This window comes from Colwellia sp. BRX8-9 (assembly GCF_014077245.1).
Classification (GTDB): domain Bacteria; phylum Pseudomonadota; class Gammaproteobacteria; order Enterobacterales; family Alteromonadaceae; genus Colwellia_A.
This window is the reverse complement of sequence record NZ_JACGVN010000009.1, coordinates 41,771-60,532: the sequence shown is the minus strand read 5'-3', so window position 1 is coordinate 60,532 and position 18,762 is coordinate 41,771. Positions and strand designations below refer to the sequence as shown.

The 18,762-nt window shown below is 35.2% G+C and carries 16 protein-coding genes; 7 read left to right on the top strand and 9 right to left on the bottom strand.

All coding sequences use genetic code 11. The annotated features are described in order from the left end of the window. Window positions 1-46: 46 nt before the first annotated feature. Genes H4J70_RS09505 through H4J70_RS09495 form a run of 3 tightly spaced genes read right to left on the bottom strand, consistent with a single transcriptional unit; the run spans window position 47 to window position 4,401 of the window. Window positions 47-2,878, bottom strand: coding sequence for a UvrD-helicase domain-containing protein (locus H4J70_RS09505; protein WP_182251015.1), 2,832 nt, complete (start codon window positions 2,876-2,878; stop codon window positions 47-49). 34 nt (window positions 2,879-2,912) lie between these two features. Further along, window positions 2,913-3,770 carry an HNH endonuclease signature motif containing protein gene (locus H4J70_RS09500; protein WP_182251014.1) on the bottom strand — a complete coding sequence of 286 codons (858 nt, stop codon included), beginning with the start codon at window positions 3,768-3,770 and terminating at the stop codon, window positions 2,913-2,915. A 25-nt stretch (window positions 3,771-3,795) separates the two neighbouring features. Then, complete coding sequence (locus H4J70_RS09495; protein ID WP_182251013.1) at window positions 3,796-4,401, bottom strand: DUF1294 domain-containing protein; 606 nt, start codon at window positions 4,399-4,401, stop codon at window positions 3,796-3,798. Window positions 4,402-4,565: 164 nt separating this feature from the next. Here H4J70_RS09495 and H4J70_RS09490 point away from each other — a divergent pair, with 164 nt between their 5' ends. Continuing rightward, the gene (locus tag H4J70_RS09490) at window positions 4,566-4,760 is read left to right on the top strand and encodes a hypothetical protein (RefSeq protein ID WP_182251012.1); all 195 of its coding nucleotides are present in this window, start codon (window positions 4,566-4,568) and stop codon (window positions 4,758-4,760) included. A gap of 44 nt (window positions 4,761-4,804) precedes the next feature. Here the strand turns inward: H4J70_RS09490 and H4J70_RS09485 are convergent, their stop codons facing one another. Continuing rightward, window positions 4,805-6,445 (bottom strand): hypothetical protein, encoded by a 1,641-nt coding sequence (locus tag H4J70_RS09485; RefSeq protein WP_182251011.1) that lies wholly within the window; start codon window positions 6,443-6,445, stop codon window positions 4,805-4,807. 77 nt (window positions 6,446-6,522) lie between these two features. Here H4J70_RS09485 and H4J70_RS09480 point away from each other — a divergent pair, with 77 nt between their 5' ends. The 6 genes from H4J70_RS09480 to H4J70_RS09455 all read left to right on the top strand — a co-directional run bounded on the left by H4J70_RS09480 (window position 6,523) and on the right by H4J70_RS09455 (window position 13,327). Continuing rightward, complete coding sequence (locus H4J70_RS09480; protein WP_182251010.1) at window positions 6,523-7,653, top strand: tyrosine-type recombinase/integrase; 1,131 nt, start codon at window positions 6,523-6,525, stop codon at window positions 7,651-7,653. Between the two features lie 243 nt (window positions 7,654-7,896). Then, the gene (locus H4J70_RS09475; RefSeq protein ID WP_182251009.1) at window positions 7,897-8,079 is read left to right on the top strand and encodes a hypothetical protein; all 183 of its coding nucleotides are present in this window, start codon (window positions 7,897-7,899) and stop codon (window positions 8,077-8,079) included. A 10-nt stretch (window positions 8,080-8,089) separates the two neighbouring features. Beyond that, window positions 8,090-8,281, top strand: a complete 192-nt coding sequence (locus H4J70_RS09470; protein WP_182251008.1) for a hypothetical protein — start codon at window positions 8,090-8,092, stop codon at window positions 8,279-8,281. Next, complete coding sequence (locus H4J70_RS09465) at window positions 8,268-10,049, top strand: DUF927 domain-containing protein (RefSeq protein ID WP_182251007.1); 1,782 nt, start codon at window positions 8,268-8,270, stop codon at window positions 10,047-10,049. The genes H4J70_RS09470 and H4J70_RS09465 overlap by 14 nt, the downstream gene beginning before the upstream one ends. 486 nt (window positions 10,050-10,535) lie before the next feature. After that, window positions 10,536-11,495: a hypothetical protein gene (locus H4J70_RS09460; protein ID WP_182251006.1), complete on the top strand. Its 960-nt coding sequence runs from the start codon at window positions 10,536-10,538 to the stop codon at window positions 11,493-11,495. Window positions 11,496-11,809: 314 nt separating this feature from the next. Next, complete coding sequence (locus H4J70_RS09455; RefSeq protein ID WP_182251005.1) at window positions 11,810-13,327, top strand: hypothetical protein; 1,518 nt, start codon at window positions 11,810-11,812, stop codon at window positions 13,325-13,327. Between the two features lie 57 nt (window positions 13,328-13,384). Here the strand turns inward: H4J70_RS09455 and H4J70_RS09450 are convergent, their stop codons facing one another. The 5 genes from H4J70_RS09450 to H4J70_RS09430 all read right to left on the bottom strand — a co-directional run bounded on the left by H4J70_RS09450 (window position 13,385) and on the right by H4J70_RS09430 (window position 18,040). Further along, window positions 13,385-13,573 (bottom strand): hypothetical protein, encoded by a 189-nt coding sequence (locus H4J70_RS09450; RefSeq protein WP_182251004.1) that lies wholly within the window; start codon window positions 13,571-13,573, stop codon window positions 13,385-13,387. A gap of 1 nt (window position 13,574) precedes the next feature. Beyond that, a complete protein-coding gene (locus H4J70_RS09445; RefSeq protein WP_182251003.1) occupies window positions 13,575-14,165 on the bottom strand; it encodes a hypothetical protein in 591 nt (196 codons plus the stop codon). A 542-nt stretch (window positions 14,166-14,707) separates the two neighbouring features. Then, window positions 14,708-15,751 (bottom strand): hypothetical protein, encoded by a 1,044-nt coding sequence (locus tag H4J70_RS09440; protein WP_182251002.1) that lies wholly within the window; start codon window positions 15,749-15,751, stop codon window positions 14,708-14,710. A gap of 562 nt (window positions 15,752-16,313) precedes the next feature. Beyond that, the gene (locus tag H4J70_RS09435) at window positions 16,314-16,655 is read right to left on the bottom strand and encodes a hypothetical protein (RefSeq protein ID WP_259368034.1); all 342 of its coding nucleotides are present in this window, start codon (window positions 16,653-16,655) and stop codon (window positions 16,314-16,316) included. A 137-nt stretch (window positions 16,656-16,792) separates the two neighbouring features. Next, entirely contained in the window at window positions 16,793-18,040 is a 1,248-nt protein-coding gene (locus H4J70_RS09430) for a diguanylate cyclase (protein ID WP_310740327.1), read from the bottom strand. Between the last annotated feature and the right edge of the window lie 722 nt (window positions 18,041-18,762).

Genomic DNA, 18,762 nt, shown 5'->3' with positions numbered 1-18,762 from the left:
GACCATAATTCACTACTTTTTGAATAAGAAATAATTGTGTCGTCAATTAGTGTTTTTCTGTGTGATTACACTGATCACTCTTTATTCCATATCCACTGCAACCCCAAAAGTCACCATAACGGCCTTTTCTTAGCTTCATCGGCCTTCCACATTTAAAGCATATTTTTAAAGTTTCTTGGCAATGGGGATTTTGGCATATGCTCTTTTTTTCTTTATCTGTAGAAGGTGAAGAGCATTTAACACATATCCGGGGTTTTTTATTACAAGCAGTCCCTGATGTACATTGATAAAAATCGCCGAACTTTCCAGAATTCAATCTGAAATACCCAGCAGTACAAGAGGGGCATTTGAATATTTTTCGATAGTAAGCTTCAAACTTCTTTGATGCTATGTGTAAGTCATAACTAGGGGATAACAGCTCTTCGATAAACTCAGAAGGAGCCATAGGGTCTGCAATTAAATATGACTTTTGCTTTGCTCTAGTGATAGCTACATAGAGTAGCCTTCGTTCTTCTGAATGTTTAAAACCATCAACTAGAGGCAATAATGCTTCAACCACAGCTTCTTCTTTATTCTCATTTGGAAAGCCCAATTTTCCTCTAGATAAACCAACAATAATGCAATAATCAGCCTCTAAACCTTTTGAGCCATGGAAGGTCCAATATTTAATATTTGTGTACTTAGGTAAACTGCTTAATTCATCTTTAGCATTGCTAAGTAAATACCTATATCTCGCTAATACCGCAATAGTGCCATCAGGATCATTTGTTGTGATTGTTTGGACTATCTGCTTAATTCGCTTATCTATATTATTTTTATCGCTATCTAACAAGTATACTTGTGACTTTTCAACATGGTGGTGAGTTTCAATATGTTTGGTATATTGCTCAGGATTTTGCATTACAAATTGCCCAGCAGTTTTGGCAATACTATTGTTGTATCTGAATGTCTTTTGTAGTGTTGTTAAAGAGTGCTTACCAACAAATTTTTCGAACTGTGTTATTAATTCTAACTTACCACCAGAAAAACGATAAATAGACTGCCAATCATCCCCAACAACAGTAAGCCTTGGGTTAGGCCCTTTAACAATTAACTCTTCTAATAAATGCATCCTCGCTGCAGATATATCTTGAAACTCATCAACAAGTAAATCAGTCCATATTGGTTTGAAAGACCCAGTACTTACTGTATCAAAAGCTCTGATAATCATATCATCGAAATCAATTTCACCTTGATGCAGTAATTCTGATACATAAGCACTGTTGATATCTTGAAGAAGCTCAGCATATTTTTCAGCCTGAGAAATATTAGCATCTCCTAGTCTTTGTTCTATTCCTATACGGTCTAACTGTTCTACTCTAATTGCCTGTAAGCACTTTATATAACGTTTAATATTAGTAGCTAAAAAATCAGAATCTTTGAGTGCTTCAAGAATTTCTTCGGGTTTTTTAGGTGTTATCTCTATCTTAAGTTCGACCATTAACTCTTCAAGTCTTTGTAATAAATTATCTTCTACCCAATCGTAGTGATATGTTTCTATGAGAGTGGTTTCGCATTCTTCGTGCAGAGCTCTTTTAGATATCATATGCTCGTTGTATTGCTTTGCATCAATGTCAGCTCTTGTACTACCATCTCTTGAAATACCAAAGTGTTCTAAATAAATATCGCTATTTGAAATTTTAAAGTCTGGCTTGTAATCAAAGCCTATTTCAATACGGCGTTTAGAAACATATTTAGGTTCATATTCATATTCAATTGAATTTAAGAAGAACCAGTTTGCTATTAATAACTCTTGATAACCTTTAACTAATTCACCTTTGAGTGTTCTATATTCATTGTCTCTAACGTGGTTTTCATATTCTTCCTGAGAACTAAATTCATACGGGTTACTTGGCTGATATGACAGGTCAATGAAGTTCCTCATAGCTCTTGGACTTTGGCAAATATATTTGACTAACCACTTAGAAAACCAGATTTCAAGCTGAATGGGATCTTCAGAAAAAATAGATAAACGAGTGCTTATTTTTGAATCCTTTAATATTTTCAAGCCCAGGGCATGAAATGTCATAATGGTTGGTGATGCACACAATAGACCAAAGGATTCTTTTCGCTCTTCTAATCTGTCCTTTAATTCTTTCGCTGCAGCATTATTATAAGCAAGAACTAAAATCCTTTCAGCGGGTATTTTATCATGGACAATTAAACTAAGAGCTTTAGCTACCATAACCGAGGTTTTACCCGTACCGGCTGCGGCTAGGACTAGATTTCTATCATTATTCCTAATAACCCCTAACCTTTGCTCTACTGTTAAAGGATTTGATTCAATTCCATCAAAAAAATCCTTTTGAATATTAAGCATCTTTTTTTCATATTCAGCCCTAAACTCATCGATATTACTAATCGGTAATTGTTCAGAGATAGACTCTATTCTTAAAGTTTGTTCTCTAGAAAGTTCTGCTTCCCAGCGTTTTTTTGACTTTTTATAATTATTAATCAAAGGAGTTACTAGAGTATTTAATCTTTCGACAGATGAGTCTCTTAAATATTGATTTACGGCCTCGCTATAAAACAACTCAATGTTTTTTTCGATATTTAAACAAATTTGGCTATAGATAATGTCTTTAAGTTTTTTTTCAAAAAACATCTTACTTTTAGCGCTAATAAAGCTAATGTTATGGCGTTTATTACTTGTTTCGAATATGAGTGTATTACCAAAGATAGAGCTTTTTATATATGGAAAATTTACAACCTGACTCAGAGGGATTTCTTCGACGTTACTATTTTTGTAGTTAATTTCAATGTTATTGTCCGATATCGCAATGGTCTTTACTTTGCCCCAATACCGTCCAATTAAATTCCGTTCAATTGTGTGATTCATCTTGTTTCTAATAATTCCATTTAAGCAGTCTAACTTACTTTCTTAGTAATTTGATTGTAGCAATATTAGCTAATGTTTTTATATCTACTTTGTCTTTGACTATATGCATTTTTCTATGGCAATTAGGGCATAGTGCTACAACATTATACCAACGGTCTTTCCCTCCCAGGGCAAGCCATATTACATGATGAACCTCTAAATATGGGTCGCCATTATTCTTTGAAAATGGAGCGTCACCGTCACAAAGCTGACATACACCATCTGCTCGTCTTAACGCATACTCAACAAGTAGCTGACTTCGTTCATGTGCTTTAACTTTGCGAATTCTATTTTTATTTTTGTTTTTTAGCTTTGGGGTCGTATTTATTTCATTTTCTAGTTCTGCTAATTCTTCATTAGTAAACTTCTTAGCTAATTTTTTCTTGGTTAAAATGCTGGATTCAATTTCATTTTCACTAAAAGCCTGAGGGGCTCCACTCTTTAATCTCAATGGAAAAATACAAACATCGCGCATTTGATTATCAATATCAAATTGTTGAGCAGTGTAAGGAGCTGATGCCAGCTCACATATGCCATGAAATTTATACGGCTGTTTACCGTCAAATCGTTCAAACAAATACAAAGGAATATTATTAGCTGCAGAATTTGCTACAGTTTTATTCTGAGCAAATTGGAGAGATTGTTTACCTTTTGACCCCATGCCTGTGTAATGGAGAACACCGTTATTATCCCATTTATCGTCATATAAACTTTTAGAATGATCACAAATAAGCACTAAACATTCGAGCGTATTACTTTTTCTCATTCCTCCACTATTACCGACTTTAAAATAATCATGAAGATCATTATTGGTTAAAGTCATTCCTGGTGTTAACTGTGATGGTAATGGCATTAGGACTCCCTGTGTATTGAATTCGTTATTTAAAAAGTATTAATAAGGCATTGCCATTTGGGGATAATAGCAAACTTAAAGCTCCAATATTAACAAATACAGTAAACCAAAAGCTTGTTCTAAACTCTCGCTTTTGGGATTTGTGTCTAAGTATTTGCTGAGCGATAGCTGCTCCCGGCCAACCGCCTAGTAATGAGAACATGTGCAATGTACTTTCTTGAGTACGCCAAGCGCCTCGTTGAGCTTTTGATTTATCAAACCAATATGCCAGAAAGGTAACAACACTTAACCCCAAGTAGGCGAGAAGTAAATTCTTAGGTATATGATTCAGGAAGAAAGCGATAGAGAGTGACCCGAGGAATAGTACAGCTAAATAAATTGAGAACTTACTCACTTTGTTAGCCTGCTTTTTCTTTAGCTTTTCACCTGAAAAAGTAGCTTCGCCAGCGCAATATCTACCTTGATTATCTTTTGCTAGTGAAAAGGTGATGACTTCATTAACTTGAGGTATTCGAGTGCGATTTTCTAGTGCTGTTTTGTGGATGAAAATTTGATCACCGCCACCATTAGGTTGGATAAAACCAAATGCTTTATCTGCATTCCATTTGATTAACTTACCTTTCTTTCGCATTAATTAACTTCCTTGTCCAAAATTTAAAAGCTATTACTTATACAGCAAGTGCCATTCAGAAGATTTTAATGCCTAAGCAAAAATCTGGAAAAACCTAACCATCCTGCTAGTTAATATTATCTCTCGTAAGCTTAAAGATACACAACTTACTAAGAGTAATTACCATGACTAAATCCTTAACAAAAAAACAAGCAAGAAAAATAATTAGAAACCATGTTCAAGCATTTATTTGCCCGTATGAACCGCATTATAGCGAGGATGTAACCCGCTTCTATCAGTTAGTTCCTATTTTACAAATATTTCCTGATGCAGATCTAGATGATTTATGTTGCCAAGTCTTAGAGGCTATTGTGCATTAAGCTAATTACTAAATAAATTAATCACCTTAACTTAAGTGGTTAATTTATTTTGGGTCTGGAAATAGACGTATTGGAAAGTCTTGTTTTACATATCCTGACGTAAAAATCTTTTTTGTGATTTCTTCATTACAACGCAACATATCCATATTTTTTTTAGTCGATGTTTTTTTGGTTAAAGGTACTTCAGCGTTTTCATTACCAGTAATAAGGCCAAACATTTTGGAAAATTTGGTCACCATCTCTTCAACCTCTTCTTTGCCTGCCTCCACATTTAAATCTTTGGCAGTTAATGGTGTAAAGCCTTTCCTTTTCTTTTGTGTTGAGTCTCTCAAAAAATTAATTGTTTCAGTCCAAAAGTGAGGCATTAGCAAAGTAGGTGTTCCCATTCTTTTATTTGATACCTTTGAATCAATAAAGGGAACGTTTAAGGTAATAGCAACGCCTGATGTATGCGATAAAATATAACTTAAACCTTTACGTATGCTTTTAAGGTCACGAGCTACGACACATTTTCCTTCAGATTTTTGATACTTTAAACGGTTAAGGTGTGAAAACGTTTTAAACTGTTCCCCTTCATAATTTTTTGAAATATTACTTTTAAAGCTAGGGGTTATTGCTTTTTTAATAACTTCTGTCACTAAATTTTGGACCTCTTTTTCTGACTTAGGAGCTAGGCCAACGCCATCAAGATTTAAGTTTCCATATAGTTGACTAAGGGGAATAAAATTTTTTCCATTATCTGAACATTGTAGATATTTCAAATGGTCACCCCATTCTTTTTTCTCAAATAATTTATTAACTTCAATAACAAAATCATTCAATTTAGTAATAGAATGCCCTTTAGCTTCATTTGAAATTTCATCTTTTAAGCGGCTTAAAAACTCAAAATCCTTATATGTATGAAAATCACTTAGCTTACTTACTTGGCTTTGAATTGATTCAATGAATTCTATATCAGACTTTTCTGTACTTCGTGAAATGGCCGAGAGTTTACCTAATAATGTTTTCTTCATATCTGTATAAGCAGAAATATCTTCGAGTAAACCTGCTTGGGTTAATAACTGGTTAATTGGCGCATCGTTCAGCCCTAGTAGTTGCAAGCTTGCAATAAAATAAAGAGAATCTGCAGTTGATGAAAATAGTTGAGCAGTTGTATCTTTATCCAAATTATAAATGTCCCACCCTTTACCTTCACTGATAAACTTATCTTGATTAAATTCATTACTATAAGGAAGCATTATAGTGATGGGGTTACTAGCAGCCTCACTGTCATAATCTGGCATTATATTTTTTATTGCATCTATAAAGCTTTCATGATCACCGTCATAAACGGAAACATTGAGAGACGTATCTTCTAAATTTGAATTATCTACAGGATGCTTTGTATCAACCCATTTATTGGTAATTAATTGGGGGGCATGTTCAGAGCAATGATTTCTTTTTAATTGTGCTAATAAAAAAGGGCGTATGTAGTAGCATTTATCTATGTATTTTTTAGCGGTATGTTGAGTGAACTCTTTAATATCAACATTATTTACTTGCGCATCTTGAATAGAGCCTTCATGTAAACCGCCTTTAAGGTTAAAAATATTCGAAATCGTAACTAACTGTTTCTCTGGCACATTTGTATTTAGCAACACTTTCAGATGATTTAATACCGGATCTAACAACGACTCTGAATCCATTCTGGAAAACCTTAACTTGTCTGTAAATAGAGCTAACCACACTTAATCTACGCACTTTGAATTGAAAAGAGGTGCCTATGGCAAAGAAAGTACAATTAACCAAGAAAGTGATCCAATCTATTGAATTAGCGGGTAGAAATCAAGTTGAAGTTACTGATTTAACCGAGCCTGTGTTACGTATTATTAAGTATGCAAACAGCGCTACGTTTATAGGACGAGTGTTTTGGAAAACGAAGCGCTATTATATTCGGTTAGGTAATTTTCCTTATCTATCTATTCCCACAGCAAGGCAGATGGCTGCTCAGTTTAAAGCTGATGTGCAATCTGGTGAATTTAACGTATATAGTCAAATGAAGTTTAAAGACTTTATTTACCTTCATTATCAACCCAAAGTGCTCAATACCATTAAAACAGCACTGGAGTGTATGCAGCGACTTGAGAATTATTTCATTCCTGCACTAGGAGATATGGCGTTAGGTAGTATTACCAGTTTTGATATTACCGCATTACTCGATGAGCGTGCTTTGGTGCTCAAGCCCAGTACAGTGAACCGCTATCACTCCCTAATAGGTAGTGTTTTCTCTGTTGCTATTGAGAAAGGGTATATTGATGAAAATAAATCACCGCTAAAGGGGATCAAAAAGCGTAAAGAAAATAACACTCATCAGAAAAAGTTGCCAACTAAAGAGCAAGTAAAGTTATTAATTAGTCTGTGTAATAAAAATATTGGCAAGCATGCTATATATGATTTGCTGCTTTTACTTATTTATACAGGAATGCGTGTATCAGAAGCATTGTCATTGCGAAAATGTGACATTGAACAAGACGGTACAGTGATTTGGATTGAAGAAAATAAATCTGATCGTCCTTTTGGGCTGCCTATTAATAGCCAAGCTAAAGTTGTAGTAAATCGACTACTGAGTAATACACATAATGAACATTTATTCCCGTCAGCAGTATTAACCAATAAGCCTATTATTCCACCGCACCGAATGTTGCATAAGGTAATAGAGCCATTGGGGCTGAGTGAGTTTGGTTTTCATTACTGTAGAGCAATATTTTGTACGGCTGTCGCCAAAAATAATGCTCACATGGCTCAAAAATTATTAAATCATAGTGATATTAAAACTACTAACCTCTACATCTATCACGATCACAATACGCTAATGGAAGCCTCAGAAGCAGTTGTAGATCTATATCACAGTTAACCAATAGCCAATTCAAGCATAGTCTTGAATTGGCTTTTTAATCCTGCCTATACCTTCATTCTGGAAAACATCAACTCCTCTGACGAAGTAAGCCTTAGTCTCTAATATCCTGCTCAGTTTTGCGCTTCACCAATAAAGTATAAAGCCAAGACCACTGTCTGGAAATATTTGATTATCCATACGGTTAACATGAGAAGTTTTATCATTTCTCACTACATTTATTAACACTAAGGAGTCGTCAATATGACGTACTTAACGAAGAAAGAGCTTGCTGAGCGATTTCGAACTTCGACCTCTTGGGTAGATAAAGCAATGGCTAACTACCCAGAAAAAATCCCTGCTTATATGTACTGCGGCAGGCTTGTTCGCTTTCCTTTAGAGGAAGTTATCAAGTTTGAGCAAGCGCAATTAGTCAACGTAAAATAAGGAATAAATGATGAACAATCAAGATCGATTTTCTCATGAATTACCCAATGGTGAATTTCCGCCCCTAAGTGCTTATGCCAATGATTTAATTTTCACTGGCTATGAGCTTTGTACTCAAGTAGAAGCTCATGATTTTATTATCAGTGAAGCAAAAACCCCTGCTACTTTATTAAATCAGGAGGTCTTAGATGCAGGATGTTGAACAACTTAAGCCGATAAGTATCAACAAGCTTGGGACTTGTTCTAACTTCTCGCCTAGTGATGATTATGCGGTTAGAGATGATGGCATTTTTGTTAATCAATTTAATAAAAACAATAACAGACGTCATTTAGAGCGGATCACATATAAACCTGCTATTCCTGTAGGGTTGATGCGTAGCGAACAAGGTAATAGTGGCTGGGCGATACGTGTTGCTTATACGAATTTTGATGGTCAACCTTGTACTTTAGATATTGAATTTTCAGATATGCATAACGAGAGAGGTTCAATTTCATCGGTATTAACAGAGCAAGGTTTTCCTTTAGTAATGGGAAAAATCAAACTTCTTTGTAAGTACTTAACTGACCATTTCGAAGGACTACCAAGAATTACAACGGTAGACCGTTTAGGTTGGTTAGATGATGAAATGGCATTTATGATGCCAAGCGGAGCCATTAGCGCATCACCATTGAAGAATGAATATGCTTATCAACCTAAGGATAAAAATTCGAGTGATGTCTTTGCAACAAGTGGCACTTTAACCCAGTGGCAAGATAATGTGCTTGCGCCTGTATCAACCATTAATTTTGGTTTATTTACTTTGCTTGCCGCATTTAGTAGTTGTTTATTAAAGCCATTGAAACTTGAATCAGGCGGCTTTAATTTATGGGGTGCATCATCAAAGGGTAAGACAGCTTCTTTACAAGGTTATGCTTCAGTGTGGGGGAATGGTGGTACTACGGGCAGTGGTTCAACAGGTGTGTTTATTAAGAACTGGAATGCAACGTCTCGCGGTATTGAAACATTACCACCTAGTCGCTCGGGTACTGGAATGGCATTAGATGAATTAGGTCTTGCTGATGATAAAACCTTTACCAGCTCTGTCTATACCATTGCTGAAGGTATGGGGTCATTAGTCATGGACCAAAACCGTAATGCAGTTCAGCCAACTCAATGGACAATTATGTTTATTTCTTCTGCTGAGATGAGTATGCGGGAAAAAATCAAAATGGGTGGCAAGAAGTTTAAGCCAGGAATGGCGGTACGCTTAATTGATATACCTTTAGATGGCTTTAATGGTGATGACGATGCGCTACTAGTAAATTCTGAGAGAAAGGGGACTGTTGAGAAAATCAAACGTTCGGCGAGTCAATATTATGGTCATGCTGGCCCAGCGTTCATTAAAAAACTAACAGAGCAATTTTCCACATTTGAGCAGATGTATGAAAACTTGGCGGCGAGGCACCAAGCCTTAGCACAAAGTTACTATGACGATAGTATGTCGAGCGAGCACTACCGCATCATTGACCGATTTGCATTGGTGGAGCTTGCGGGTACGTTAGCGGTGGAATATGGCGTATTGAATATCACCCAAGGTCAAGTTGAAAATGCTGTGTTTGATGCAATCAATGCTTGGTATGGAAGTGAAGAAACGGTTGATGAGGGAACTCGCGCGATTGAAAATATTGGTGCTTACATTACAAAACATTTACTCCGTTTTCGTTCAACTGACGATGACGATATTGAAGCTAATCAAGATAACATTGGCTTTAAGAAAGATGGATTATTCCTTTTATCAAAAGAGCACTTAGCTAAAGCCTCTGATGGTATCAGTATCAACATTACTAAAAAGGCACTAATGGATGCTGGTTTGCTGCATACGCACAGTACTGAAAAAGACAAGCGCTATACGTGCAGAATAAAAGTAGAGGGGGTTGGGCGATTAAATTTCTTTGCTATCAAAGATACCATTATTGCAACGCACCAATAACCTTGAAAAGCAGTTCATAATGACATTAATAATACGAAGAAACGGGGCATGCGGAAGCTAAGCCCCGTTTTTTGTGTCTAACTGTTACTCTCCAGCCTTTGTAGAATATGACTTTTACCTAAAACCCCGCTTACCACGGAAGATTGATTGAGATAGTACACTTATTTAATCCTTCCCTAAAAAAGATATTCTTTATTTGATCTCATCAGTAAATAATAAAAATTAATGAGGTTTTGTGAAATGACAAACTCACTCCTTGAAAATACCGTGGTTATCGTGGTTATCGTGGTTTTCTCTAGAAAAACCTTATAAAACAATCTGCTCCATGCATTTCTTTCGTGGTTTTGCTGTCAACAACAAATCAACCTTAGTTACTTATTCTGGAAATCCCTAACTCTTATTCTTTTAGCTCAAATCCCAAGTACATTAGCGACAATTTAATCACTTCCTATTAAGGAAAAGCAATGCAAATAAAAAGAGGTACTTATGCATAATGAATTATCACTCACTGGCTCTACTTACAGCCACAATAATGAGTTGGGCTTTGTTCAAACAGAATTCGGGATATTCGTTGATCCCGGAGATGACGGCTTTTATATTCCAGTTGCTATTAACGCACAGCTTCAAGACGGTTCGCTGCTCATTACAATAGAAGAAAAATGTAAATGGGCAATGGTGCTTGAGTCTTGTTCATTAAATGGCGTAACGGCTGAGGAGCAAGCTAAAAAGTTCTTATCTGAGCGGTATCAAAAATATGCACCTATTTTGATTGAAGTTCTGTCCATCATAATCAAGCAGATTAACTATTCTGGTATTGAGCTATCAGCCTTCCTAAAACCAATAAGTAAGATTGCTGATGAACACATGATTGAATTGGGTGGTTTTAAAAGAAAAAGAAATATTGTTGAAGAAGTCACTTTTCAAAATTATAGCCCCTCAATCAGTACATATAATAGTTTGGATTGCTTTCAATACTATTATTTTAGCCTCAAGTCACCTCAGTCCATTGATGAAAGGTATGTAAATATAGGCGAGGAATATTCAACAGCCCTTGATAATTGCCCTAATGTATTCACTTTCTTTGATAATGACTCTTCTGATGATGAGGCCTGCTTTCATTACGTTTATTTTGAAGCTTTAATCGATGGTGAGGTTACTCAGTTCTGCTATAAAACGCCTAAACCTCTTGTTAAAAAAGGTTTCTTGCCTGACTGCTATATCAAAGCATTTGAAAAGTATTGTGAATTTAATGATATTCCCTTTTGTTACATGAACAGTGTTGCAGGTGTTTTACAGACTGATTATAGCTTCTCGTCTGTATTCGAATCATTAGGAAATACTTCTGATAAACAGGCATTAGATAAATGCTACAAATGGTTTCATTCATGTATATCGAATTATGTTGATTTCCATGAACCGCTAATGCTTGACGAAACCTTCAATTAGCCTCCGTAAAATAGCCTATTGAGATCATTTAATACTGACTGATCTTCCATATGTAATTGAGGGGGTATTTAGACATAATTGATTTAAAATAGTTAGCGTAACAAAATGAGATAGCGCAATAGGTTATCTCGCTTATAGTTATAGGTCACTAATACCAAAGCATTTGATGCAATTAATGCATTGATAGCATGGTTTCCTTTCTACAATTAAACCAGCCTAGAGTAGCTTTCTGGAAAAGCTTAACTTTCAATATTTCGACTCAAATCCCAAGTACATTAGCGACACTTTAATCAACTCCTAATAAGGAAAAGAAAATGTCGTATAATTTATTTCATGAGCACAATGAGTGTGTTCATCCCAAAAAAGAAATAGTTGGCACTGGCTATGTTTTACCATCAAAAGGATTTTTTGAGCAATCCAAAAAAGGTTTTTACGATGGTTTTCAGCCAAAAGAAATACTAGCCCCATTTAATGTAACCAGCTTTATTAATAATGGTAATTACTTTTGCTTAGTAGCGTCAATTACAGAAAACCCTAGTGATTCTGTTATTAGTAAGTTCACTTCTTGCATGGCATATAGAAAAGCAGAGCTACCATCCGCACTTATCAATGCATGCGATTTTGTCGCTGCCGCTTACCCTGAAGATAGGCAATTATTACAAGAGTCATTGTTAAGTGACTATGTAGTACAGCATTACGTACCTGAAGACGATCACCGTTGTGAAGTTACCCATTCGGAAGCTATTTTTTCAGTTTACCAATCGACGCCGTCTTATAAGGAAACTTATTTATCAAGTTTGAACCAAGGAGAGGGCCTTCGTTCAATACGTAAGAACGTTTTTCATTACAATGGTGTAAAGTCTTTTTTTCAAAATGAAATGGGTATAATTTATGAGCCTGGTACTTCAGGCGTTTATATCCCTGCTAATATTAACTGCGTCATTAAAGGTGGGGTGTTTACTGTACAAGTTTCAATTTTTACAATATATGGCAACATACACGGTACAGCAGAATTCAGTTCTCTAATCAGTTCTAATAAGGCTTATGATCAAGCTTATCAATATATTTCTCTAGTATTTCCAGAGCAAGTAGATATGTTACAACACGTCTTATTTATCACATCTAGACAAGCTAAATTTCCTAATGAAAAGCTTCTTTCACCAACCCCTTTTGCGCTTAGTTGGCTTAATATGGATATGCTGTACCCAACAGATTTAGCAAAAGACAAGCGGGATCTAGAAGGGGATAAAATCAGTTTTGAGCAACAAATAGTTGAGGATGTGTTGCATAACAACTATAAACCATCACCTTCTATGCTCGTGGCATTACAATGTTATCAGTATTACCATGAGCACAATAAAGCGCCTGAAGGATTCTCTGCACTAGATATAAGTAATTTATATGATATTGATATGGCAAGTATAATATTCCCATTAGAGCCTGTTTATCCTTGTTGTGTTAATTATGGTAATGATTTTTTTGAGCTTACATTTGAATCAAATTACAGCATCGATTTTTGTGGTAAGCGTAGGCTTGAAGAATGTACTTCATCGGATTACGTTGCGGTATCTTTTGAAGCATTATTAGAAGGTAAGGTAACAAAATTTACTTATAGGACACCGACGAAGTCTTTAAGTAATGGTGGAATTGCAGATTGTTTGGTTAAAGCAGTAGAAAAATACTGTGAATTTAATGCATTACACGCTAGCGAAATACCCTTTATTTTCGGAGTCACCATGCGTTACTTTTACGAAGCGTATGGTAATGAAGAAATATATAGAGGTGATTGGTTTTGTTCAGGGCTTAATAGTTATCTTAAAGGACTGAATTAGGTCGTTAGCACACATTACTAAAGTCGAGATAACCCTTTAGGTTATCTCGACTATTCGTTATAGCATTATTACTAAAGGCTTTAGAAGTTCTCGAACTATAGTGCTCACCGTTGTTTCTTTTTCGATAGCGTATGCTTTTAGCTTGATTGAATCATTAGCATTAAGGTAAAAACTCATTCGACATTTTTTATTAGGTAATGTTGGTCTACCGCCAATAGCTGCTTCTAGCTCTTGTAGTGTCTGCATTTTATGAATTCCCTATACGCACAATCGCATCGTAAACCTTATCATGAGCCTTTTTAGAATTTGATAACATCCACTCCCCGTGCTTATTGTGGATGTTAGCGAGCCACGTTTTACCATGCTCAGCAAATCGCTCAAACAGTGTCGTTTTACGAATGGCTAATATTGGTACCTGACCTAGCTGCTTAAGTAAGTATTCCTGCGCCGCATTAAACTTTTTTTCGCTAGTAAAATTATTAATGATGATAACGATTGGCGTTTCTTTAACTTTCAGTAACTCGTAGGTTTGAATAGCACCTTTTAAACTACGAACATCGGTTAAAGTTGGTATAACAAACACATCACATAGGTCAGCGGCATGCGCTATTTTACTATCAAGTTGTGAATACATTGCACCAAAATCATAAACAATGTCTCGGATACGAGAAAATGCTAACGGGATTCTTTTACGGTTTGGCTCTATTAAATTTTCATCATCATTGTTGCCGCTAATTAAATCATTGGTGACATAAAGTGAACCAAGATAAACAGCGAGACAAGATGCAATTGAAGACTTACCAACACCCCCTTTAATTGACGTGACTAGAATTCTCATAGTCATTCTCCTTAAAATTACAGTCCGAATTTGAACTAATAACTTGTTAGGAAAAATAGGTACCTCAATATCGCTTTTTTGGTACCACTTTCTAACCTCGCATAATATGAGGGTTTATTGATTTTTTTACTATAATACTTGATATTCAGTCAGTATTTTTAATGATCACTTATAGCCAATAGCGGACATTAAGCCTTTGCAAATTCAGGAGAATATTTAGGGCAATATTAGCCAAGATTATCTGTAACTTGTGTGGTTTATTGTTGGAAAAAAAAACAAGTTATTATGGGTGGCTTAATGGGAGATAGCTTTAACGCTAAATCGATGCATTCAGATTGCCATAGTCTTAATTTCATAATGATATAATAGTGCTCATTAAAGTTACCCTAGGTGTTATAGGAGATGATTATTGGTCGCTCAATCAAAAGAAAGTGTTATTTATCTTTGTTCTAACTTTAATAATTTAAAACAGCCTAGAGCTATCTACACTTTCTCTATACCTTTTACTGAATAGACTTACATCAGAGTCACAAAAAAAAGTGTTATTCAACATGGACACCTTTTATTAATGAATATTCCATGAATTCATCATGTAGTAAGTATGCTTTACCATTACTGTAGGCCTCTTTTACATGATAATGAATATTATACTTTCCTCTATGCATAGCTGAGTAACCCGGCATTTTTGCGGTAATATATTGAAAGAATTTTCGATATATCATCGTGCCTTGTATTCTCATATTTAATGCATCATATTTATAACCATACTTTTCTACCTCAGAACTGTAGCTATTAGGCCCTACCAAATCAATATTCCAATCGGATATACCTGCTGTTTTATACCCTATTTGATCGTTCGAAAATATAGAGTAGTCGTCTTCATTTTTAACTAATTGATTCAACTTTAGATTAACTTGAATCGCTTTATGTTTGTGATAAGTTGTTTTTATTTCAGGTTGTCTTAAGCCTAGCCATAAGCGTATATTGGCATTGTCTTCAACTTTTATATCTTCAGTACAGCCCAATTCACATATTACTTCGTAGCCTTCAGATTGAAAAAAATCTTTAGTAGCATCTAATGTTTTCTGTCTCGCTATCTTAGTAACTTCATCAGCTGTTAAATATTCAGTTTCTGATGATTTAACATAATAAGAGCTGGTATGCATTGGTGGGCTATCTGGGATCAGTGCAGAAATGGCTAACCCAGTAACAGCAACTACACCTAGTGAACTTCTGAGGTTTCCTGATGCATAAGCTTTCTCCCAAAAGTTAGAATATAATAAGCTGGCTTTTGCTATATTGGTTGAATGATGTGTGGCATTTTGTATAATCGGACCTATTTCATCGATAATTTTATCTGACTTAATATAATTAAAAAAATCCTGAGCCTCTGATCTTGTCATCGAGTTTTGAAAGCGATATGTTAATTGGAGTTGCTCTAACTTATCTACTTCCATAATCTTTTGGTTTGTAATTAATGCAACTTTTTCATCTTCTGAAGGAGATGAGGCACAGCCCACCAAAGTTAGAATAATGAATGAGGTTAGACATATTAATTTTAGTTTTTTTATCATTTTTATTTCCATATATTATTTCTTAAGGCTATCCATTTGATTATCCCTATCGATAGAGATAGTACTTATTTTTATAATGTTTAACAATGTCAGCGGTTAATTAATAACACTCTTTAGATCAATAATGTGGCGGGTATTGCCATCGCATTGGTCAAGTTTATGTCTGTACAATTATTTTCACAGGAAGAATACACAAGCATCAATTAGGATCAAGTAAGCATTCAATGTTTTTATCTTCCCTAATATCTTCATATTGTTATCCCTATCCTTGTTGAAATGCGGTTTCACTATCCACTTTAGATAAAACAGAGCGAGTTGTTGTGAAAGCTATAGTTAAAAAGAAAGATATTTTTTTTATTATTTCAAGCTTTCGATGACCTAGCAACAATTGGCACGCTCATAGATTTTTAGTTTTTTTGTATATCAATGATGGCTTCGTTCTTCTCATCGTATGAGTTCCATATTGGGTTTCATCTAAACCAATCATGGAAACCCAAGCATCAACAATTCTTCCATACTGACGTGTTGATAGGTGTTCTGACGAGTGTATTCGTGATTTAAACAAATAATCGTTTTAGCTTAGATGAGAATTTGTAATTAAAGCTTGAACTGAATGACGTGTATTTTCGGTAAGTTCAAATTGAACGGGTAATCCTGTCTTTTTTTGAACAATAATAGCTCTCGACTGAATAGTTTTTCCGTGAGCAATATCCCTTATTTTTAGAGTAACTAAATCGCATCCTCTTAATTTACTATCTATAGCAAGGTTAAAAAGTGCAAGGTCTCTTATATTATTCACTAATTCTAGCCTGATTCGGATTGCCCAAATTTGTTGTAACTTAAGTGGTAATTTTTGCCCAACAATTTTGTTTTTATTCCATGGCTCAGTTGGTTTATAAACGGTTAAAGAAAACATGATAGTTCTCCGTTATTAATGGAGAACTAAGTATGGTCTATTGTGAGCTTCAAGCTCATACCTGCCAGTCGACTTCATTCTAAACTTCAGCTTGGAACGATCTTTAGATAGTTTGAAAGGCATTTTATCCTCAAAGCTTAACTCACAATACGAGGTAAAAACCCCTTATCTGTTATAAAAGTATTCCTACCAGAAGCTTTTGCAGTATATAAATGCTCATCAGCTCTTTTTAGAGCTGCTTTAAAGTCTTCATCATTACTGACTTTGGTATAACCAATACTTACGGTGATATTTTTGTTATCTGGTAGAAATGAGAAATTAAGTATCGCGATAGCTTGTTGTAATCGTGAAGCTAGTTTATGCATCCCCCTCTTATCAGCACCGGGCGTAATAACGGCAAACTCTTCACCACCTATTCGGCCTAATGTGTCTTCTTTTCGTAAGCAGTTAGCCATTGCTTGGGATACTTGTTTAAGCACTTTATCTCCAGCATCATGACCATAGGTATCATTGATTGCTTTAAAGTGGTCTAAATCTAACATCATCACACCAACATCATAGGATAACCGTCGTGAGCGGTTTAATTCTTCGTTTGCTGCTTGGAGAAAAGCGCCTCTATTAGTAACGCCCGTTAGGCTGTCAGTATATGCAAGTTTTTCTAATTCAGCAGTACGCTCAGCTACAACTTTTTCTAACCCTGTAGAGTGCTTATGCACCTGTTGTCCCATCTCACTAATAGCCGATTTAAGCTTAACCATCTCGTTACTGCTGCCTTTGTCAGCCTCCAATGCAAGCGGACTGAATGATGATTCTGGCTTGAAATTATTTAACCAGTTAGATATTTCATTTAAATGACGGATTACCAATTTATGGATGATAAAGAGGATAAAAATGGAAACAAAAAAGGTCTTAATAAACTGAGAGATAAGAATGATGATGAAATCATCCTTGATTTTTCGTTTTACTATGTCTGTAACAATTTGATATTCAAAAGTTCCTACAGTTCCAGTTCGACCCGAATATTCAAATTGTAGTTTGATCGACGTTTGATGAGCCTCTATGTCTTTTTCACCTAAAAAGACCATTGTATCCCCATTTTCATCCTTGATAGTTATAGATTTAAAAAGGCCAATCCGCATCAAATATATACCTATATCATTAGCTTTTGTAGCATTGAGTTCCCAAAGAGCCCTAGCCAAAGAAGGTGCATTTGTTTCAGCTAATTGTTGAGATATTGTTTGTAATTCTTCTGTCTCTTTTTGATAATTCAGTGACAATTGGACAGCGGTAATTATTACGGTAAATAACCCGCTAAATAATAATATTCGAATCAATAATACTCTTGATAATCGACTGGTATTTATTAACCTTGAGAGAAATGCCACATTACGTCCCTATAACTGCAATTGGTATAAAGTGGTAACATTCTAATAGAATGCAGATAAAGTCAATTATTTGTACAAACAATTAAATTTTGGTTCTTAGTTTATTATCTTTAGGGGTAGTGCGATATAATTAACGTTCAATTAAGTACCTATGAACGCAATGTTTAGGTTTGATCGCATTCAGGTTTAACTGTTTATTGGCAAAAAATAATCATCATGACGCGAGTAACTTCATCCATTTTGAACGTCAACTATCAGGAAACGGCTAATTCAACATGGTTTTAAGCCATGCCCGCTGTAGATCAAAACATAAAAAAAATTTCAGTATAAATTCTCAAATGCTAATGTCTCCAGTGTGGCAGCTACTGACTTTAGAGTAGTCCGTTGTATAAATTTTTAGTTTTGCTTTAAAAAATTGCTATTTCAAAAGATATCCTAACGACAAGTAAGTGCGCATTGATGACATTAAATATGGTTTGTTCTTTAGGTCACTGATTAGCCAAAAGAAGACATTAAGTCTTTGCAAAACTATGGGCATATTTAGAAGAATGTAAGCCAATTTTTTTACTCGGCTGTCAGACGGGTTTAAGCTCATTCCTGTCAGTGGTGTTTCATTTCTGGAGTTTAACTATTTCCTGATAGCAGACAATCGCTTTAGTTGATTTTTAGCTTCGTTTTAAGTTCACAAGTGTTAATAAGCACTGTTCAGCGAAAACGCTCAG